This is a genomic window from Psychrobacter sp. H8-1 (assembly GCF_904846575.1).
Taxonomy (GTDB): domain Bacteria; phylum Pseudomonadota; class Gammaproteobacteria; order Pseudomonadales; family Moraxellaceae; genus Psychrobacter; species Psychrobacter fulvigenes.
Window position 1 is genome coordinate 234,643 of sequence record NZ_CAJHBG010000001.1, and the last position, 17,000, is coordinate 251,642.

14 protein-coding genes and 1 pseudogene are annotated in these 17,000 nt (G+C 43.7%); 7 read left to right on the forward strand and 8 right to left on the reverse strand.

Annotated features, from left to right (window positions below):
* The first annotated feature begins 160 nt into the window (after window positions 1-160).
* Complete coding sequence (locus JMY01_RS01015) at window positions 161-790, forward strand: hemerythrin domain-containing protein (RefSeq protein ID WP_201573694.1); 630 nt, start codon at window positions 161-163, stop codon at window positions 788-790.
* Between the two features lie 34 nt (window positions 791-824).
* Here the strand turns inward: JMY01_RS01015 and JMY01_RS01020 are convergent, their stop codons facing one another.
* On the reverse strand, window positions 825-1,661 hold the full coding sequence (locus JMY01_RS01020) for a Cof-type HAD-IIB family hydrolase (RefSeq protein ID WP_227677613.1): 837 nt from the start codon (window positions 1,659-1,661) through the stop codon (window positions 825-827).
* Window positions 1,662-1,918: 257 nt separating this feature from the next.
* Here JMY01_RS01020 and JMY01_RS01025 point away from each other — a divergent pair, with 257 nt between their 5' ends.
* Window positions 1,919-2,533 (forward strand): hemerythrin domain-containing protein, encoded by a 615-nt coding sequence (locus tag JMY01_RS01025; protein WP_227677614.1) that lies wholly within the window; start codon window positions 1,919-1,921, stop codon window positions 2,531-2,533.
* Window positions 2,534-2,844: 311 nt separating this feature from the next.
* Here JMY01_RS01025 and JMY01_RS14395 read toward each other — a convergent pair.
* The 3 genes and pseudogenes from JMY01_RS14395 to parC all read right to left on the reverse strand — a co-directional run.
* Window positions 2,845-3,021 (reverse strand): annotated as a pseudogene (locus tag JMY01_RS14395) (DUF5334 family protein); the annotation flags it as partial.
* A 340-nt stretch (window positions 3,022-3,361) separates the two neighbouring features.
* The gene (locus JMY01_RS01035; protein WP_201573696.1) at window positions 3,362-3,952 is read right to left on the reverse strand and encodes a hypothetical protein; all 591 of its coding nucleotides are present in this window, start codon (window positions 3,950-3,952) and stop codon (window positions 3,362-3,364) included.
* A gap of 79 nt (window positions 3,953-4,031) precedes the next feature.
* Window positions 4,032-6,344 carry a DNA topoisomerase IV subunit A gene (gene parC, locus JMY01_RS01040; RefSeq protein ID WP_201573705.1) on the reverse strand — a complete coding sequence of 771 codons (2,313 nt, stop codon included), beginning with the start codon at window positions 6,342-6,344 and terminating at the stop codon, window positions 4,032-4,034.
* A 618-nt stretch (window positions 6,345-6,962) separates the two neighbouring features.
* Here parC and JMY01_RS01045 point away from each other — a divergent pair.
* The 5 genes from JMY01_RS01045 (at window position 6,963) to JMY01_RS01065 (ending at window position 13,562) form a co-directional block, all read left to right on the forward strand.
* Window positions 6,963-8,690 (forward strand): AMP-binding protein, encoded by a 1,728-nt coding sequence (locus JMY01_RS01045; protein ID WP_201573715.1) that lies wholly within the window; start codon window positions 6,963-6,965, stop codon window positions 8,688-8,690.
* A gap of 525 nt (window positions 8,691-9,215) precedes the next feature.
* Entirely contained in the window at window positions 9,216-10,940 is a 1,725-nt protein-coding gene (locus tag JMY01_RS01050; RefSeq protein ID WP_374220353.1) for an AMP-binding protein, read from the forward strand.
* 262 nt (window positions 10,941-11,202) lie between these two features.
* Entirely contained in the window at window positions 11,203-11,919 is a 717-nt protein-coding gene (rph, locus tag JMY01_RS01055) for a ribonuclease PH (protein ID WP_201573719.1), read from the forward strand.
* Window positions 11,920-12,032: 113 nt separating this feature from the next.
* Window positions 12,033-12,524, forward strand: a complete 492-nt coding sequence (locus JMY01_RS01060) for a hypothetical protein (protein ID WP_201573721.1) — start codon at window positions 12,033-12,035, stop codon at window positions 12,522-12,524.
* Between the two features lie 168 nt (window positions 12,525-12,692).
* Window positions 12,693-13,562 carry a hypothetical protein gene (locus JMY01_RS01065; protein WP_227677615.1) on the forward strand — a complete coding sequence of 290 codons (870 nt, stop codon included), beginning with the start codon at window positions 12,693-12,695 and terminating at the stop codon, window positions 13,560-13,562.
* Window positions 13,563-13,690: 128 nt separating this feature from the next.
* Here the strand turns inward: JMY01_RS01065 and hemJ are convergent, their stop codons facing one another.
* The 4 genes from hemJ to aciT all read right to left on the reverse strand — a co-directional run bounded on the left by hemJ (window position 13,691) and on the right by aciT (window position 16,892).
* On the reverse strand, window positions 13,691-14,125 hold the full coding sequence (gene hemJ / locus JMY01_RS01070) for a protoporphyrinogen oxidase HemJ (protein ID WP_201573730.1): 435 nt from the start codon (window positions 14,123-14,125) through the stop codon (window positions 13,691-13,693).
* Window positions 14,126-14,258: 133 nt separating this feature from the next.
* Window positions 14,259-15,449, reverse strand: coding sequence for a biotin synthase BioB (gene bioB, locus JMY01_RS01075; RefSeq protein WP_201573733.1), 1,191 nt, complete (start codon window positions 15,447-15,449; stop codon window positions 14,259-14,261).
* Window positions 15,450-15,649: 200 nt separating this feature from the next.
* Window positions 15,650-16,156: an SCP2 sterol-binding domain-containing protein gene (locus JMY01_RS01080; protein WP_201573743.1), complete on the reverse strand. Its 507-nt coding sequence runs from the start codon at window positions 16,154-16,156 to the stop codon at window positions 15,650-15,652.
* 346 nt (window positions 16,157-16,502) lie between these two features.
* Window positions 16,503-16,892 (reverse strand): AciT family ciprofloxacin tolerance protein, encoded by a 390-nt coding sequence (aciT, locus tag JMY01_RS01085; RefSeq protein WP_227677616.1) that lies wholly within the window; start codon window positions 16,890-16,892, stop codon window positions 16,503-16,505.
* Between the last annotated feature and the right edge of the window lie 108 nt (window positions 16,893-17,000).

Consider the following 17,000-nt stretch of genomic DNA (forward strand, 5'->3'; position numbering starts at 1 on the left):
TAATTGATTGTTTGTATTTAGTTTTATTAACAATATATTTGAGCTGCTTTAGTTTTTAGCCATCTTGATTCATAAGCGGTCATCAATAAGCTTAAGATAAGGCTCAACGACAGAAATAGAAAAAACAGAAGAGGCAAGGATACTGCATAAGGACGATACGATGGATGCTTGTACTGAAAATAACAGGGTTCAAAACAGCACTATTCAAAATACAGCCACTCAATGCAATTTGGATGAGAGCTTGGTAAAAGTGTTGCCGCGTCATCCTGATAGTCGGCTCAAATCAGACTGGCTATTTCTATACGAAAAACTACTCGCCAGTCAATGGTACGATACTGACTATGCGCACAAAACCGCTAGCTGGCTTGGAATACATCGCAGTATACGCAAACGTCAACGAGTCTTAGAGCAGCTAAGTGCAGAGTATCAAATGGGTGCACTGAACTGGTCGAACTATCGCTTGCAGATACTACCACGTATTGAGGAACACGTTTTTAAAGTGCATCAGCACCACAGTATTGAGGACAGAAGATATTTTCCGTATTTTTTGAGCCTGTACCCGCAGTTAAAAGCAGGGTTTGAGATATTAGAGCGCGACCATCTGCGTTTGGACGCGCTACTGGATGAGCTGCAAACGCTCAATAATGCTTTGGCAAACAGTGAAGATGAGGACAAGGCACTTGCAGAGCGCTTGCATCATACTTTGGTTGCCAGTAGCACTTTACTCTCGCATCATTTGAGCGATGAGGAAGACTTGGTCATTCCTATCTTAGGCTTGCGCCAAGAGTAAGGGCTGTTAGCGCCTGTCATACTTTATAAGCTGTTTAAGACTGTACAGCTATCGATAAGCGCTCAAGCATCGCTTGTATGCCATGCTCCTCAATAGTACCAGTGACATAATCCGCGCGCTCTATGAGTGCTGGCTGAGAGTCGCCCATTGCGACGGCATAACCGACCAAGTCAAACATCTCTAAGTCATTCATACCGTCACCAAACGCCATACACTCTTTTACATCGACTGCGTAATACTGGCAGAGGTCTTTGATACCTCGCGCTTTAGACGCCTCTATCGGCAAGATGTCTGCACCTGTATTGTGCCAATGCACCAGCTTTAAATCATACTTAGCAAAGTTGACGTCTTGCATTTTATCTTCTTGATTATTAAAAAATACCGAGCATTGATAAACAGGGTTTGAGCGGTAATACTCAGGGTCAAGGATAGAGGTTGGAGTCTTGGCGTTATACTCGCGTATGCGCTCGTTTTCACTTGACCAAGCGATGTGAGTCGCAGAGTCAAACTTATAAATGAGACCGCTTTGTTTGCAAAGATTAACGACTTTATCGGTTTGCTCATCTGATAAAGGGTAGTGACTGATGACGCCGTCTTTATTAAAGCTGTATTGTCCATTCATACAAATGATGGCATCCAATACATCATTTTCTAGTAAAGCCAAAATATCAGCTGGGATAATGGCTTTGGAGCGTCCTGTCGCAATGACCAGTTTAATGTCAGTCTCAGCAAGCTGCTCAAGTGTCGCTTTGTTATGTTCGGCAATGACTCCGTTACGGCTTAAAGTGTCATCTATGTCAAAAAACATGATTTTAGGTGTCGGTATTCTATGGTTCATATAGGTATTGCTGGCTTTGTCTATGATAAACATAATTGTCCTTTATATTTAAATACTATTATTAATCTGTGCCAAAAATGATTGGCCTATCTCAAGTGATATGGTTTGGGTAGTAGAGTCTAAGCAGTATTGTTGTTTATTATGAGTCACTTCATTCTACATGACGACTGGCATAGCATGGGTTGGTTGTGACTAAATTGTGTAACAGACTTGCTCATGATTGTACCATCAGGGCATAACAGTCAAGAAAGCCAATAGCACCCGTAAAAGTAAGCAATAAGGATTATCTGATGAATAACTCATCTCAAAACATAGCTCGTAAAGACATGGTAAATAAAGACGCTGCAGATGACGATCTGTTTAGCATTACCCCGCGTCATCCTGACAGTCGGCTTGAGGTAGGCTGGTTGTTTTTGTACCACAAGCTGCCACCAGATCAATGGTTTGGCGCAGACTATGCCTATAAGACATCAGGATGGATAAAGGTACATACTAACATACGCAAGCGCCAGCGTATCTTGCTACAGATTAGTACGGCCTATCAGTCAGGGGAGTTTGACTGGAGCGAGTATCGCTCGCAGATGCTTAAGCGCGTCAGTATGCATATTCTCAAATTGCATCAGCATCACGGGGTAGAGGACGCAGGGTTTTTTCCAGAGTTTATCGCTATGTACCCTAAGCTTGCGCCTGCCTTTGAGATATTAGGGTGTGATCATGAGCGTTTGGATGCGCTACTTGATGAATTGCAAGAGCAAAATGACTTGCTGGCAAGAAGTGAGATCGAAGATAAAGCGTTGGCAGAGCAATTGCATCAGACTTTGGTGGATGCAACCGATTTACTCTCGCAACACTTGACCGATGAGGAAGATCTGGTTATTCCTATTTTGGGGTTACGGCAGGGTTAGGGGATGAATATTGAGCACAAGTATTATCAGTAGCCATTCCCGCCTTCCGCTTGTATCTGCTATCTGCGCGAGGTGAGGGCTACGGTTTGTGGTGTCTCCTACTCTGCGAGCTACGCCAAAACCTAGCACTCACAACTCGCCCAACCAAGCAGGATACCGCTACAGTCGGGGCTAGCGGTGAGCTTATGATTTTTTCATTATTGGTCGTAGTTTGGGTTTTCTTTGCTATTAAGAAATGAAGCTTTGGGGTAGGGTGGGTTAGCGATAGCGTAACCCGCCGAGTGCTTGCTAAAAGCCTAGCTTACGATTGCTTAGTCCATATCCAGGGTTCTATATTTACCTGTGTCGTAATCATAAACTTCAAGTTCTGTGTTAGAACCATAGTTAATAATTGACTCGACTTCATAGTTTTTATATTCACCATTATTATAGTCATATAATTCAATTTTTTCTCCAGGGCGAACTAGATTTCCTTTATCTACTTCAACATAAGAACCTGTTTAATAATCATAACCATCCCACGCATGTGAAGTAAAAGAAATAGCAAGTAAAAAAATTGGAATAATATATTTCATAAATGATCCTGTTAGTAGTAGGGTGCGCCCAGCGAACCATTTTCGAGTTAATCGGTGCGCGGGGCGTACCCTACGCAAGCTTTTAACAAGTGGTTGTGGTTGGGTTTTTATATTTTTTAAAATGGAAAAAGGTAGGGTGGGTCAGTGATAGCGTAACCCACCAAGGTTTTTCAAACTTAAATGGTGGGTTAGTTTTATCCGCACTCTCTGCGAGAGTTTAATAAAACTAACCCACCCTACGCAAACTGCTGTGTTAATTCAATCTAACTTTTTCTGAAAGCTTCCAGTTACCATAATCAGAGTTTTTGAAATTATATCGGTATTTTAAGCTAGGGCAACAGTTACTATCTTTAGGTGCAAATTCAAAAGACACCACTTCTAGTGTATTTGTTCTATTGTTGTAGCTGATGTCTTGAATAAACCTTGTATTTATTTCACTGACTTCATATAAGTCCATTAATAAATCTGAATTCGACATAGTGAAGGGTCTACTATCAGATATTCTTTGAAACTCGGTTAATGAATATCCATAAGTGCCACTACCGCCAGCACAGCCTACATCACCGCCCCATAGCACTAAAAAATTACCTGCAACCTTGCTGTCATCGAACATTTTATAATAGTTAACAGGGTAAACATTATTTACTGAGGCGAGGTTTTCTTCTGAGTCATCATCAAATGTTGTCATGCAAGCTACTGACTGTGCGTATTGTTTCGCTTTCTCCAAAACTTCATATTTGGTTTCATCTAATTCATACTGACTTACTTGATATTCTGTGTTTTCATCATATGCTATCGCTAGATTGCACAGTAATATACTTGAAAGTACTATTATCTTTTTCAAAACAACTCCTTAGATACTCTGAAATTGAAAGTGTAATATGGGTATATCCTCCAGTTTTTTAGTGCAAAAACCATACCAATCACCCCACCTCAACCCCAGTCACATTCTGAAAACCTCTCGGCAGCTTGCCACCGCGGCTACCACGTTTGCCAGTATAGTTCGCCAAGTCCATTGGTTTTAAGGTCACATGACGCTTACCCGCAGTAATGACTAAGCTGTCTTGCTGACGTAATGGCGTAATGGTGAGCACTTCTTCATCACCTTTGAGATTAATCATCTTATTGCCCTTACCACGTGCCTGCTCAGGCAAATCGCTCAACTCAAATATCAGTAAGTATCCCGCATTGGTCACCACGGCGACATGGTCTGGTGTCAGGCTAGCGGCTTCTGTACCGTTGCCATCTTCTGATGTAGCTTCAGTAGCTGCTAGTGCGTCGATACGCGTGACAGGCAACAGCCGACTATCAGCGGCAAAGTTAATGATATTTTTTCCTGCTTTTTGCGTACTATCGAGATTGCCAAGTGTGTTGATAAAGCCATAACCTGCTGAGCTGGCAAGGATGATGCGTTGGTTGTCAGCACCGGTTAATAACTGCTCGAAGCTGGCACCCGCTGGCGGTTTGAGTACACTGGTGAGTGGATCGCCTTGACCACGGGCAGAGGCCAAATTGTGCGCCTCGATACTATAGCTGCGGCCTGTGCTATCGAGCACGTAGATTTTTTCATTGGATTTACCGCGCACGTGTGCCTGATACCCATCGCCTGAACGGTAGGTCATTCCAGTGGCATCGACGTCGTGACCTTTGGCGGCGCGTATCCAACCTGCTTTTGATAGTATCGCGGTAATTGGCTCGCTTGGCACCAGATCAGATTCTTTCAATGCTTGCGCTTCTTCGCGTTCTGCTAGTGGCGAGACGCGCTCGTTGCCATGTTCTTTCATGTCAGCAGTCAGCTCATCAATCATCAGATTGGTTAAGCTGTCTGGATTGTCCAAATACTCTTGAATAATGGCGCGTTCGGCAGCAAGCTCATCTTGCTCACGGCGCAGCTCAATCTCTTCTAGCTTTGCCAGCTGACGCAGACGAATATCCAAGATAGCATTGGCCTGTATCTCAGTCAGATCATAGCCTTGCATTAATGATAATTTTGGATCGTCTTCTTCACGGATGATGCGTATCACTTCATCGATATTTAGATAGGCAATCAATAAGCCTGCGAGGATATGCAAACGCTTATCAATTTTGTCGAGACGATATTGTAATCGGCGCGTGACCACTGAACGGCGGCTTACCAGCCATTCTTCTAATATTTCTTTTAGGTTTTTGACTTGCGGCTTACCGTTTAGGCCGATCATATTCATATTGACGCGGTAATTGCTTTCTAGGTCGGTACTGGCAAACAGATGGCTCATGACACGCTCGACATCGACGCGACTTGAGCGCAGCTCGAGTACGATACGGCAGGCGTTTTCATGATCTGACTCGTCATGAATATCAGTAATCCATGGCAGCTTTTTGTCGGTCATGAGCTTGGCGATTTGCTCTTGAATCTTATTACCTGAGACTTGGTAGGGGAGCGCATCGATGATGACAAGGTTTTTTTCTTTAGGATCTACATGAAAAGTCGCGCGCATTTTATAGCTGCCACGACCGCTCTCATACATGGCTTGCAAGTCTTTTTTACTGGTGATGATTTCAGCAGGGGTTGGCAAATCAGGCGCTGGTATCGATTGGGTGAGCTGCTTCACCGATAGCTCAGGGTTTTTCAGCAGACGAATTGCCGCACGTACCACTTCATTGAGGTTATGCGGCGGGATGTCTGTTGCCATACCGACAGCGATGCCTGTGGTGCCATTGAGTAAAATATTGGGCAAGCGTGCAGGCAAGGTCACAGGTTCTTGCATAGAGCCGTCAAAGTTGTCTTGCCAATCGACCGTGCCTTGTCCTAGTTCTGCCAATAATGTGTTGGCATAAGCGGACATTTTGGCTTCGGTATAACGCATGGCGGCAAAGGATTTGGGATCATCTGGGCTACCCCAGTTACCTTGTCCCGTAATCAGCGGATAGCGATAGCTGAATGGCTGCGCCATCAATACCATGGCTTCATAACAGGCACTGTCGCCATGTGGATGATATTTACCCAGCACGTCACCGACGGTACGCGCTGACTTTTTGGGCTTGGCAGTAGATTTGAGACCCAGCTCGCTCATGGCATAGACGATGCGGCGCTGTACGGGCTTGAGACCGTCAGCGATATTGGGCAACGCACGATCCATGATGACGTACATGGCATAGTTGAGATAAGCTTGCTCAGTGAACTCCGCCACAGAGCGGGTATCCATCGGGTCGCTTGAGAGAGTGGGAGCAATGGTATTATCAATAACATCGGACATAGGATAGGTTTCGCTTTTGGGTTTTTAATTGGTATGGTTGATAGAGTTGTTATTCAACAGACCCTAGTATGCGCCGTCATGTATTTAGTCGGCGAACATAAAATAAAAATTAGATAGCGCTATCGTAAAGGATATTGTGTCAATAAAAAAGGTATAAGCCAGAATAGACGACAGTGCATGACGTTTAATAAGAAATAACGATTTCTTGTAAGTAGTTTTTTGTTGGGTAAAATCTCTTATAGAGTGACAGTCAAAAGGTAAAAAATAATGGCAATTTATGTCATGTCTTAGACACAAACTTAACTAGCTGACCGTAATTATATAAGCCATAAAGTCATGATAAATAATGAATGAGAGCACTCTATATCAACGCGATTATAGAAACAATTGCGTAACAATAACGAGTGGTGAACAGCCGTACACTGCTAAAAAACACGCTAATAAATGAGGGTGTGTGCTGGTTATCTAGTTGATATTAATAGTAATAAAGCCCGTCAAGTGTTTTTGCGAACTCTAGTGCTTATTTTTTATATTGAGTAGTCTGTATAAAGTGTGTATGTTAAAGAATAACGGGGTATTTACCATTGATTGCGCACACCTATTAGGAGAAAAAAGATTATGGATAATCAAGTTAGTTTCACCCGTCGTGATAATAAAGTCTGGCTAGATAGTTACAAAGAGCTTGGACTGACTTACGAAATTGATATGCCTGCTGATGATACCTCACTGATCGATATCTTTGAACAAAGCTTTGCTGAACATAGTGGAAAAACCGCATTTGTATGTATGGGCGCGTCAATCAGCTTCCAAGAAGTAGATTTATATAGCCGTCAAGTCGCTGCGTATTTGCAGTCGCTTGGGCTAGTCAAAGGCGATAAAGTCGCGGTCATGATGCCCAACGTCTTACAGCTACCTGTCACTGTGCTTGGTGTATTGCGTGCGGGCCTAACCTTAGTCAACGTCAACCCACTATATACTGCCAAAGAGCTTGAGCATCAATTAACCGATTCTGAAGCCAAAGCGCTCATCTTAGTTGAAAACTTCGCGAGAACTTATCAAGACATTGGCCGTCAGTTGGTTGACCATGTGGTCATCACTGGTATGGGTGACTTGATGGGCACGCTCAAAGGCTTTATGGTTAATACGGTTGTCCGTCACGTCAAAAAGATGGTGCCAGATTATAGTATTGCTAATAGCGTTAGCTTTAAAAGCATGCTCAAGCAAAGCTCAGCAAGCAAATACAAGCGCCCCAAAAATATCGGTCTTGATGATATTGCTGTTTTACAGTATACCGGTGGCACGACTGGAGTTGCCAAAGGTGCCATGCTGACTCACAAAAACTTAGTTGGCAACCTTATTCAGTGCAATACATTCTTGGGCAGTGCTTTTGACGAGTTTGATCGCAGTAATGAGCAGCCAGTTATTATGACAGCTTTGCCACTGTATCATATTTTCTCATTCACGCTTTGCGGTATGTTCGGTCTGCATCGTGGTTGTATTGGGCTATTAGTACCTAATCCGCGTGACCTTGATAGCTTAATGAAAGCTTATAAAGGCCATCCACCTGCGCTGTTCCCCGCAGTCAATACCTTGTTTAATGCGCTTGCCAATAACGAAGAGTTTAAAACTTTGGATCACAGCAAGCTGCGCGTATCAATGGGCGGCGGCATGGCGGTATTGAGTTCCACAGCAGAAAAATGGATGCAAGTCACAGGCAATGTCGTGGTTCAAGGCTATGGTCTGTCAGAGACCTCACCCGTCGCAACTGCCAACCCTATCAATAGCTCGAGCTTTAGCGGCAATATTGGCTTGCCGATGCCAGGCACTTACATTGCAATGTTGGATGAAGATGGCAACGAAGTACCACTGGGCGAGCGCGGCGAGATTGCGGTGCGTGGGCCACAGGTAATGAAAGGCTATTGGAAGCGCGAAGAAGCTACTAAAGAAGTCATGACACCCGATGGGTTTTTCTTAACAGGCGATATCGGTATCATGGACGAAAAAGGTTACATGACCATTGTCGATCGCAAAAAGAATATGATTATCGTTTCAGGCTTTAACGTGTATCCAAACGAAGTGGAAGAAGTCATGGCAGGCCATCCAAAGATTTTAGAGTGCGGTGTCATTGGCGTTGAAGATGAAAAAAGTGGTGAGATTCCAAAGATATTTATCGTGCGTAAAGACAACAGTTTGACCGCCGAAGAAGTCCTTGATTATGCTAAAGAGCATTTGACCGGTTATAAGCGTCCACGTTATGTCGAGTTCCTTGATGAGCTACCAAAGTCGAACGTTGGTAAAATCTTGCATAAAGATCTGCGTAAACTTGAAGAGAAAAGCAAAGCGTAAGACTGAGGATTAATTTTGCGTTAAGGCTGTTTATTGACACTCATAACGATAAAGTTACCAATAATGATAAGGTTGTCGAGAGGCGGCCTTATCATTTTTTATGGTCAGTTTTTAGTAAAGCTCGCCTGCTTCTTGGATGTTACTGATGGTCAGCATCAGTATTTTAAGAGGCTCTGTCATGATAGACACAGGCAGATATAGAGAGTTTTTGGCAAAACTGCTATAGTAAAGGCTTATGTAGGAGAGCATTACTCAGTATTACTGGCTTATAAAAACATTAAATAGAGTGGTTTTTGAGTCCCATAATTAATGATAAAAATGACCAAGATACCGAGAACCTGACTCAATACGCCCTATTTATAACATCATTAGATTACTCTACGTCTTTAAATCTAGTATTTAGGAAAAGTTATGACTGATAACATCAATAGCGACAGCACCGATAATAAAGCGCCAGACCAAAGCTCTAACAGCAATGACAATAAGCACGTGCAAAAAGATCAGCCAAAAAAAGACGGACAGACAATGGCAAATATGACGGCATTTCCGACCATGCCGACGATTCCAAGTGACCGGCCTTGGCTAGATGCCTACGAGCGCTATGGCATCAACGCAACGATTGAGATGCCAGATGATGAGACGTCTTTATTAGAAGTGTTTGAGCGTAACTTTCGCCGCTATGGACAAAAGCCAGCGTATATTTGTATGGGTGCGTCGATAAGTTATAAGCAACTGGATTTATACAGTCGTCAGATTGCCAGTTATTTACAGTCGTTAGGGTTAGTCAAAGGCGATAAAGTAGCCGTGATGATGCCCAACTTGTTGCAGTATCCTATCGTCGCGCTTGGTATCATCCGTGCTGGCATGGTGTTGGTCAACGTCAATCCGCTATATACCAGTCGTGAGCTATCGCACCAACTACATGACAGTGGCACAAAAGCGTTATTTATCGTTGAAAATTTTGCTAAAACTTATCAAGAAGCCGAAGATAAAGGTCAAGTGGAGCATGTGATTGTCTGTAAGGTTGGCGACATGCTAGGAGCTATCAAAGGCCGCGTGGTCAATCTCGTTGCGCGTCATATCAAAAAGATGATTCCTGCTTACAGCTTGCCAGGTAGCACCAGCTTCAAACAGGCATTAAGTGCTGTGTCTGCGAGTAAATATAAGCGTCCAGATCTGACCTTAAGTGATGTGGCTTTGTTGCAGTATACGGGCGGTACCACTGGTGTGGCTAAAGGAGCGATGCTCAGTCACGGAAACCTAGTTGCTAATATGCTGCAGATCAGCGTGCTGATGAAAAGCGCTTTTGAAGATGATGCCAATGCTGATGATGTGATTTTGACCGCATTGCCGCTATACCATGTGTTCTCATTTATGGTTTGCGGGATGTATGGTATGTATCAAGGCTATGCAGGATTGCTGATTCCCAACCCACGTGATTTGGATGGTTTAATCAAAGAAATGGCCAAATATAAGCCATCTTTTATTCCCGCAGTCAATACTTTGTTTAATGGCTTAGTACACAAAGAAGGCTTTGCTGACTTGGACTTCTCTAACCTAAAAGCCTCTATTGGCGGCGGTATGTCAGTCATGCCTAGTGTGGCAAAAGAGTGGCACAAAATCACCGGTCTGCCTATCGTAGAAGGTTATGGTTTGTCTGAGACCTCACCTGTTGTTGCTTTTAACCCGATGACCATTGCTGAGTTCACTGGCAAGATCGGTATCCCAGCATCCAGCACTGATATTATCCTAATTGACGAAGAAGACAATGATGTAGCCATCGGTGAGCGTGGTGAAATTTGTGTCAAAGGCCCACAAGTCATGATTGGCTATCAGAACCGTGCAAAAGATACGGAAGAAACATTTACTGCATCTGGTTATCTGAAAACAGGTGACATAGGTATCATGGACGAAAAAGGCTTTATCAAAATCGTTGATCGCAAAAAAGATATGATTATCGTTTCTGGTTTTAACGTTTATCCTAATGAGATTGAAGCCGCCATGAGTGAGCATGCAGGTATCGTGGAGTGCGGCGCGATTGGCATACCAAATGATGAACGCGGTGAAGATCCGAAGCTGTTTGTGGTCAAAAAAGGCGACGTAACCGAAAAAGAGTTGCTCGACTTTGGCAAAAAACAGCTGACGGGTTATAAGCGTCCACGTCATATCCAATTCGTTGATGAGCTACCAAAATCAAACGTGGGTAAAATCCTGCGCAAAGAACTGCGTAAGATGGAAGGTTTAGAATAGTTGTTTTGATTAAACCTTATAAAAATCAGTGGCGTAATAGCGGGCGCGAATCTTGCTATTGCGCCGCTGTCACGTTAGGATATCTCGAGATTAGGGCGTGCTGAATAGTTAGGTTTGTAGGTATGAGTATGAGTACTTACTTATCACAACCTACTTATAAAAACCTATGAAAGCCGCAACTGGCAGACAACTGGTTTTACCAAACCCTTTTTTAGATTACTTTTTCACAAAACCTTTTTATGACACCGTACTAGGAAATTTTATGCGTATTGATAACCGTGAGCTAGACCAACTTCGTTCAATTACTTTTGAGCGCAACTATACCAAGCATGCCGAAGGCTCAGTGTTGGTCAGCTTTGGTGATACCAAAGTATTGTGTACAGCCAGTGTTGAGTCAGGCGTGCCACGTTGGTTGAAAGGCAAGGGTAAAGGTTGGATCACTTCTGAGTACGGCATGCTACCACGTGCCACCAATACCCGTAATCAACGTGAGGCCGCACGCGGCAAGCAATCTGGTCGCACCCAAGAGATTCAGCGTCTCATCGGCCGTAGCCTACGTGCGATGATTGATCTCAGCAAGCTTGGCGAAAATACCATCTATTTAGACTGTGATGTCTTGCAGGCGGATGGTGGTACACGTACCGCGAGTATCACTGGTGCAGCCATTGCGCTCATTGATGCTCTAGAAAGCATTCAAAAGACCAAAAAGCTAAAGGCTGATCCCTTGATTGGTTTGGTCGCCGCCGTCTCTGTCGGTATCAAAAACGGCGAAGCTTACTTGGACTTAAACTATGAAGAAGACGTCAGCTGTGATACCGATCTAAACGTGGTCATGACGCAAAAAGGCGAGTACATCGAGATTCAAGGAACGGCAGAAGAAAAGCCCTTTACTCGCGCTGAAGCCGATAAAATGCTGACATTGGCCGAAAAAGGCATTGCTGAGCTTATTAAAATGCAACAAACAGCACTTGGATGGTAGGTTTATAATAAGATAATACTCTTAATATTAAATAGCTGTTCAATGAGCAGCTATTTGATTTGTCTGCCAATTTTTCTGTCAAATAATGCAGAGCAACCAACAGGTATTGACGCATGTTAAAGCTAACAGATGAAGGTGCCAAGATTACCTTACAGGGCCAGCCACCAGCAGGCGACAATGGACTATTTTGGTTTGGCTCGGCATTACTGGTAGGCGCAGTCGCTGTCGCTATGGCAATGAGTATCCTACCAGAGCGCCTAGCGATTGGCGCGCTTGCCTTACTTATTGTTGGCAGCTTTATCTTTAATAATAAGCGGCAACAGCACAAAAAAGCCATGAGTGGCAAAATAAGCAGTGGCATCCTTTGGGTGCGCACAGGTGAGCTGGTACATGATAATCATGGCAAGCGCGAGAATATTAAGCTGACTGACGGTGATAAAGTCACACTGGTTGGTAGCAAGCTACAAATCATTGATGCCGATAACGTACGCAAATATGATATCAGTGGCTTTGAAACGTTGCAGGAAGCACAAGCGACCAAGGCAATACTAGAAGGTCAAACCCTAAATAAGCGCCATGCCAATATAAAAATGAACAGCAACTGAGTATTTTTTATATGGATTTAATCTACCTTTTAAACCCCTAACCCCTCCTTTTGTCGCTCACATATCGGTAATAATACTTGCAGTCTCCTACTCAAATGTACTATAACTAGAGTTTGATAGCTTAATAACAACAACGACAACGATTGCTGTATTGAGAAGGAGTTAGTCATGTCACCATTGCCGATTATTGCCTCACGTGACACCCGACCCATCCGTTTTACTACTAAAAAATATTCTATGGTAATAAAAACACCGGTTGTGTCATTAATCATAATGTTATTGGGCAGCACAAGTTACGTGCACGCCGACAGTATGAGCGCGCTTATCGCGCAAAAGTCAGCCCAGTTTGAGCCAGCAGTGCCCAGTGCTAAAGTTAGTACACGCTCCACTATTCAGCGGGTGCGTAGCAATCAAACTGGCCAAATCAATCAGGCAAACACTAACCCAACGAGCAATACCCAAGCCAATACCAATTGGTACGCTTACAAGCAGATGCCTGCAAACAATTCTACGCTACACAACCCTGCACCGAATACCGCCTATCGTTACCCTGAAGTGCAAAGACAAACGCCCGCCATATCGCCGGCATTTTTATCAGGCAGTTATGACAATGTTGATAGCGAGTATCTGCCCCTTCTTACTCAAGCAGAGTCACAGAGCCATACAGCCGCGCGTGAGGTGATCAGCACGGCACGTAAGATGGCGCTCAATGAGCGTACCATCATTCAGGGCGGCTGCTGGGATTATCTTGATGCGGTATTCAAGCGGGCAGGGGTGACGCGTGATACGGTACATAAGGGCGCATATAGACAAGGGCCTTATGCCAACAGCAGTGAGATTGAGGCGGGTGATTGGCTGTATTATATCAATCATGGCTACAATGGCGTTGAGCATAGTGGACTGTTTGTCGGTTGGGTCGATGAAGCAGCCAAGCAAGCGCTGATGCTCAGCTATGCTGGCGAGAATCGGCGCGAGCCTGCACGCTATCGAGTCTACGACTTGAGTAATGTGTATCAGATTATGCGTCCTGCATTTTAGGTAAGCTGTTCACTGTTTCAGGCTCTTTATTTTTAGTAGTCTTTATGTCTAATATATAGACACCCACAAAAAAGCGTCTGCCACTTATTAAGTTGCAGACGCTTTTGTTTTTTATGCAGTAGACACTTTTAGAACGGCTTGACCACCACTAAAATGACAATAATTACCAAGGCAAATACAGGTACTTCATTAAACCAGCGCCAAAACACATGGGTTTTGTAATGGGGGTCGTTAACGAGCTTCTTACGATAAAAGCCGCACGCGCCATGATAGGCTGACAGTAGTACCACCAATAGTAGTTTTACGTGTAACCAGCCTTGCGTCTTATACACTTCCCATCCCAGTCCCAGCATCCATAGACCAAAGATCCATGTCGCTATCATAGAGGGCGTCATAATGCCACGATAGAGCTTGCGCTCCATGACGATGAAACGCTCTTGACTGACCAGATCATCACTCATCGCATGATAAACAAACAGGCGGGGCAGATAAAAAATCGCCGCAAACCAACAGACCATTGAGATAATATGCGCTGCTTTAATCCAGTTAAAATAATCTGCCATAGTAGGTTCTCTTTACTGTTTTTAGTAATCAGCATCTATACTTTATAAGTGCTGATAGCTTTAAATTCAAGTTTCATTCATTTTAATGCTGGCAAGCTTAACGCAGATTATGCAGTAATGGTAGCTGACTTGATTAAACTACGTGGTCATGGCTTGCAAGAATGACTTGCGACTGATGACCGCTCATGGCATCGATAACAGGTAGCTGCTTTGGCGCTTTTGGCGTGGCGTATTGCGCACTTAATCCGAGCTCGCGCATTAGCCTGTCATCATTTGATTGGCTAGCATTACCCGTTGTTAGGAGTTTATCACCATAAAAGAACGAGTTTGCACCAGCCATAAAGGCCAATGCTTGCTCAGCATCTGATAAGCTTTCGCGGCCTGCAGATAAGCGCACATAACTGCTTGGGCAGCAAATACGTGTCACTGCAATCGTACGAATCCACTCTAAGACGGATAGCTGACCTTCTGCCAAGACTTTGTCACCAAGTGGCGTACCAGAGATAGGGACAAGTAGATTGACCGGAATAGATTCAGGGGCTTTTGGCATCTTTAGCAGCTCATGTACCCAGTCGATGCGGTCATCACGGCTCTCACCCATACCGACGATATTACCGCTACAGACATTGATGCCTGAGTTGCGTACATGTGCCAGTGTATCAAGGCGCTCGTCATAGCTGCGGGTACTGACCACTTGCTCATAGTAGTTTCGCGAGGTATCTAGATTATGATTGTAATAATCAAGCCCTGCGTCAGCCAATTGCGTCGCTTGCTGGGGATTGAGCATACCAAGGGTCATACAAGTCTCAAGACCTAGCTCTTTTACTTCTTTAATGAGCTCGACCACATAAGGCATGTCTTTGGCGCTAGGATGCTTCCAAGCTGCGCCCATACAAAACCGCGATGAGCCGCTCGCTTTAGCACGCTTAGCAGCAGCAATGACCTTATCTACCTCCAGCCGCTTTTCTGCCTGCAATTTGGTTTTATCACGATGATGCCCTGATTGTGAGCAGTAACCACAATCTTCAGGACAGTTACCTGTTTTGATAGACAGTAAGGTACTGATTTGCACTTCGTTGGCAGGGAAATTCTGCCGATGAATGGTTTGCGCTTGTAGTAATAAATCCATTAATGGCAAATCAAACAACTGTGCAATCTGTTCACGGCTATGTCTGCTCGATGGTGAGGTTGTTTCTGTGCTTGCAGAGTCTGCGTTTAGCAGATCTGTCGCAAAAGATTTATGATTGTTATTTTCGGTGTTTTTTATTAATGTATCTTCTGCCGCTTGGGCTGTGGGTTCGGAGATGGAAAACAATCCTGCCATGAGTTAAATCCTTTTAAAAAATATGAGACGATAATAAAATCAGATAAATTATAAACGTTTGTATTATAAAGTAGATAATAAAAAAGGTTACGGTAACCGTAGTATACCGTAACCCTTTTAGAAAACCAGAGTGCGATTAATTGGCGTTTAAATCCACATTTATGAATTTAATACCGTTAAATAATCGTTAGCTCCGCTAACTACTTACCAAGTTTATGCTTAGCAACGCCAATCCAATGCTCAGCAAACTGCTGTGCTTTGTAAGTATAAGGCTTCATTTTTTGGATATAAGGTTCACACTTTTCTGGAACCTCTGGCACGATGTGTTTGGCAAGTTTGTTGAACCACATCATAAGGCTGTAATCGCCATCTATGCTTAGTTTGCCTTCTTGAACGGCAGTCATAAATGCAGGCAGGCTACCTTTAGTGAGTAGCTTCACGCCAGTCATAGAGTCCTTGAACTTAATACTCAAGTCAGCCTTTTCAGCGCTGCCGCTGTCTTGGCTGAATTTGCCATTGTCAAAAGTAAAGTGACGGACAACGTCAGATTCTTCGCTGGTAAATTCGATGGTTACTTGACGATCGGCTAGTAGCTTTTGTACTTCTTCGTTGTCGCTATCAGCAAGCATAGACAAGCGATAACCAACCACAGCCAGTAGTACGTCTAATGGATCAGATTTGATATTTAACACAGGGATATTGAACATAGTAAAATTCCTAAAAACGAACATGAAATATAAATATAAAGGGATTGATAAAAAAGATTTGATGAGAATAGACGCTACTTTATAGTAATTTTCACGACAATTATATAAGTAAATTATAAACCATGAGTCACCTTCAACTCTTTAGTAGTTACGTAGGAGCTGTTAAGCATCGTGTAACAATATGAAGACTCATGTTTTGTGGCTAGCGAATATCAGAATCAAAAAATGCGCCAAGATTGGGCGCATTTTTTATAGAGTTGATATCTACTTTGCAAAGGACGATGGTGTCAGTCGGTTAAGGCTCTGTCAACAGAAAGGTTGTTTTGGTTCATAAAATAAGGCGCTATCAAAAACGCGGTTGATAGTTGTCATCATAGATAGGGGTGTGCTCGATATAGCGTGCTGCAGCCCGCTTGCGCTCTTGTTGCAAGGCTTGGCTCACGTCATCGTAACGTAGCGCGCGATATAATACCCAAACTGCTAGCGGTAGCCAGCTGATGGCAAGCGCTGCGACATAACTGTACCAATCTGAGAGGGCAAACCAGTTGAGTATCAGGTTATGGGTAACTTCCACTGACAGAAAATAAATAATGCCGCCAAGGACATACCACAGTAGCCAGCGCTGTGAAGACAGAGCGATGACAGCAATAACGGCTAATAAAATAACACAACCAAGGAGCGCGCTACTGCTCCATGCATCGGTACCGATAATAGAAAATATGGTTAAAAGCATCATTCATCTCGCTATTCATAAGGTGAATTTCAATGACTCCATTATGAAAGCAAAATGTGCAAAGCTGAAGGGGGTAGTAGCGACTTTGCGACAACAGTTGACGCCTAGTTT

Coding starts and splice junctions, on each gene's coding strand:
- rph (WP_201573719.1), top strand. CDS start 11,203: ATGCGTATTGATAACCGTGAGCTAGACCAACTTCGTTCAATTACTTTT.
- parC (WP_201573705.1), bottom strand. CDS start 6,344: ATGTCCGATGTTATTGATAATACCATTGCTCCCACTCTCTCAAGCGAC.
- JMY01_RS01065 (WP_227677615.1), top strand. CDS start 12,693: ATGTCACCATTGCCGATTATTGCCTCACGTGACACCCGACCCATCCGT.
- hemJ (WP_201573730.1), bottom strand. CDS start 14,125: ATGGCAGATTATTTTAACTGGATTAAAGCAGCGCATATTATCTCAATG.
- JMY01_RS01020 (WP_227677613.1), bottom strand. CDS start 1,661: ATGTTTATCATAGACAAAGCCAGCAATACCTATATGAACCATAGAATA.
- aciT (WP_227677616.1), bottom strand. CDS start 16,892: ATGATGCTTTTAACCATATTTTCTATTATCGGTACCGATGCATGGAGC.
- JMY01_RS01015 (WP_201573694.1), top strand. CDS start 161: ATGGATGCTTGTACTGAAAATAACAGGGTTCAAAACAGCACTATTCAA.
- JMY01_RS01060 (WP_201573721.1), top strand. CDS start 12,033: ATGTTAAAGCTAACAGATGAAGGTGCCAAGATTACCTTACAGGGCCAG.
- JMY01_RS01050 (WP_374220353.1), top strand. CDS start 9,216: ATGGCAAATATGACGGCATTTCCGACCATGCCGACGATTCCAAGTGAC.
- JMY01_RS01025 (WP_227677614.1), top strand. CDS start 1,919: ATGAATAACTCATCTCAAAACATAGCTCGTAAAGACATGGTAAATAAA.
- bioB (WP_201573733.1), bottom strand. CDS start 15,449: ATGGCAGGATTGTTTTCCATCTCCGAACCCACAGCCCAAGCGGCAGAA.
- JMY01_RS01080 (WP_201573743.1), bottom strand. CDS start 16,156: ATGTTCAATATCCCTGTGTTAAATATCAAATCTGATCCATTAGACGTA.
- JMY01_RS01045 (WP_201573715.1), top strand. CDS start 6,963: ATGGATAATCAAGTTAGTTTCACCCGTCGTGATAATAAAGTCTGGCTA.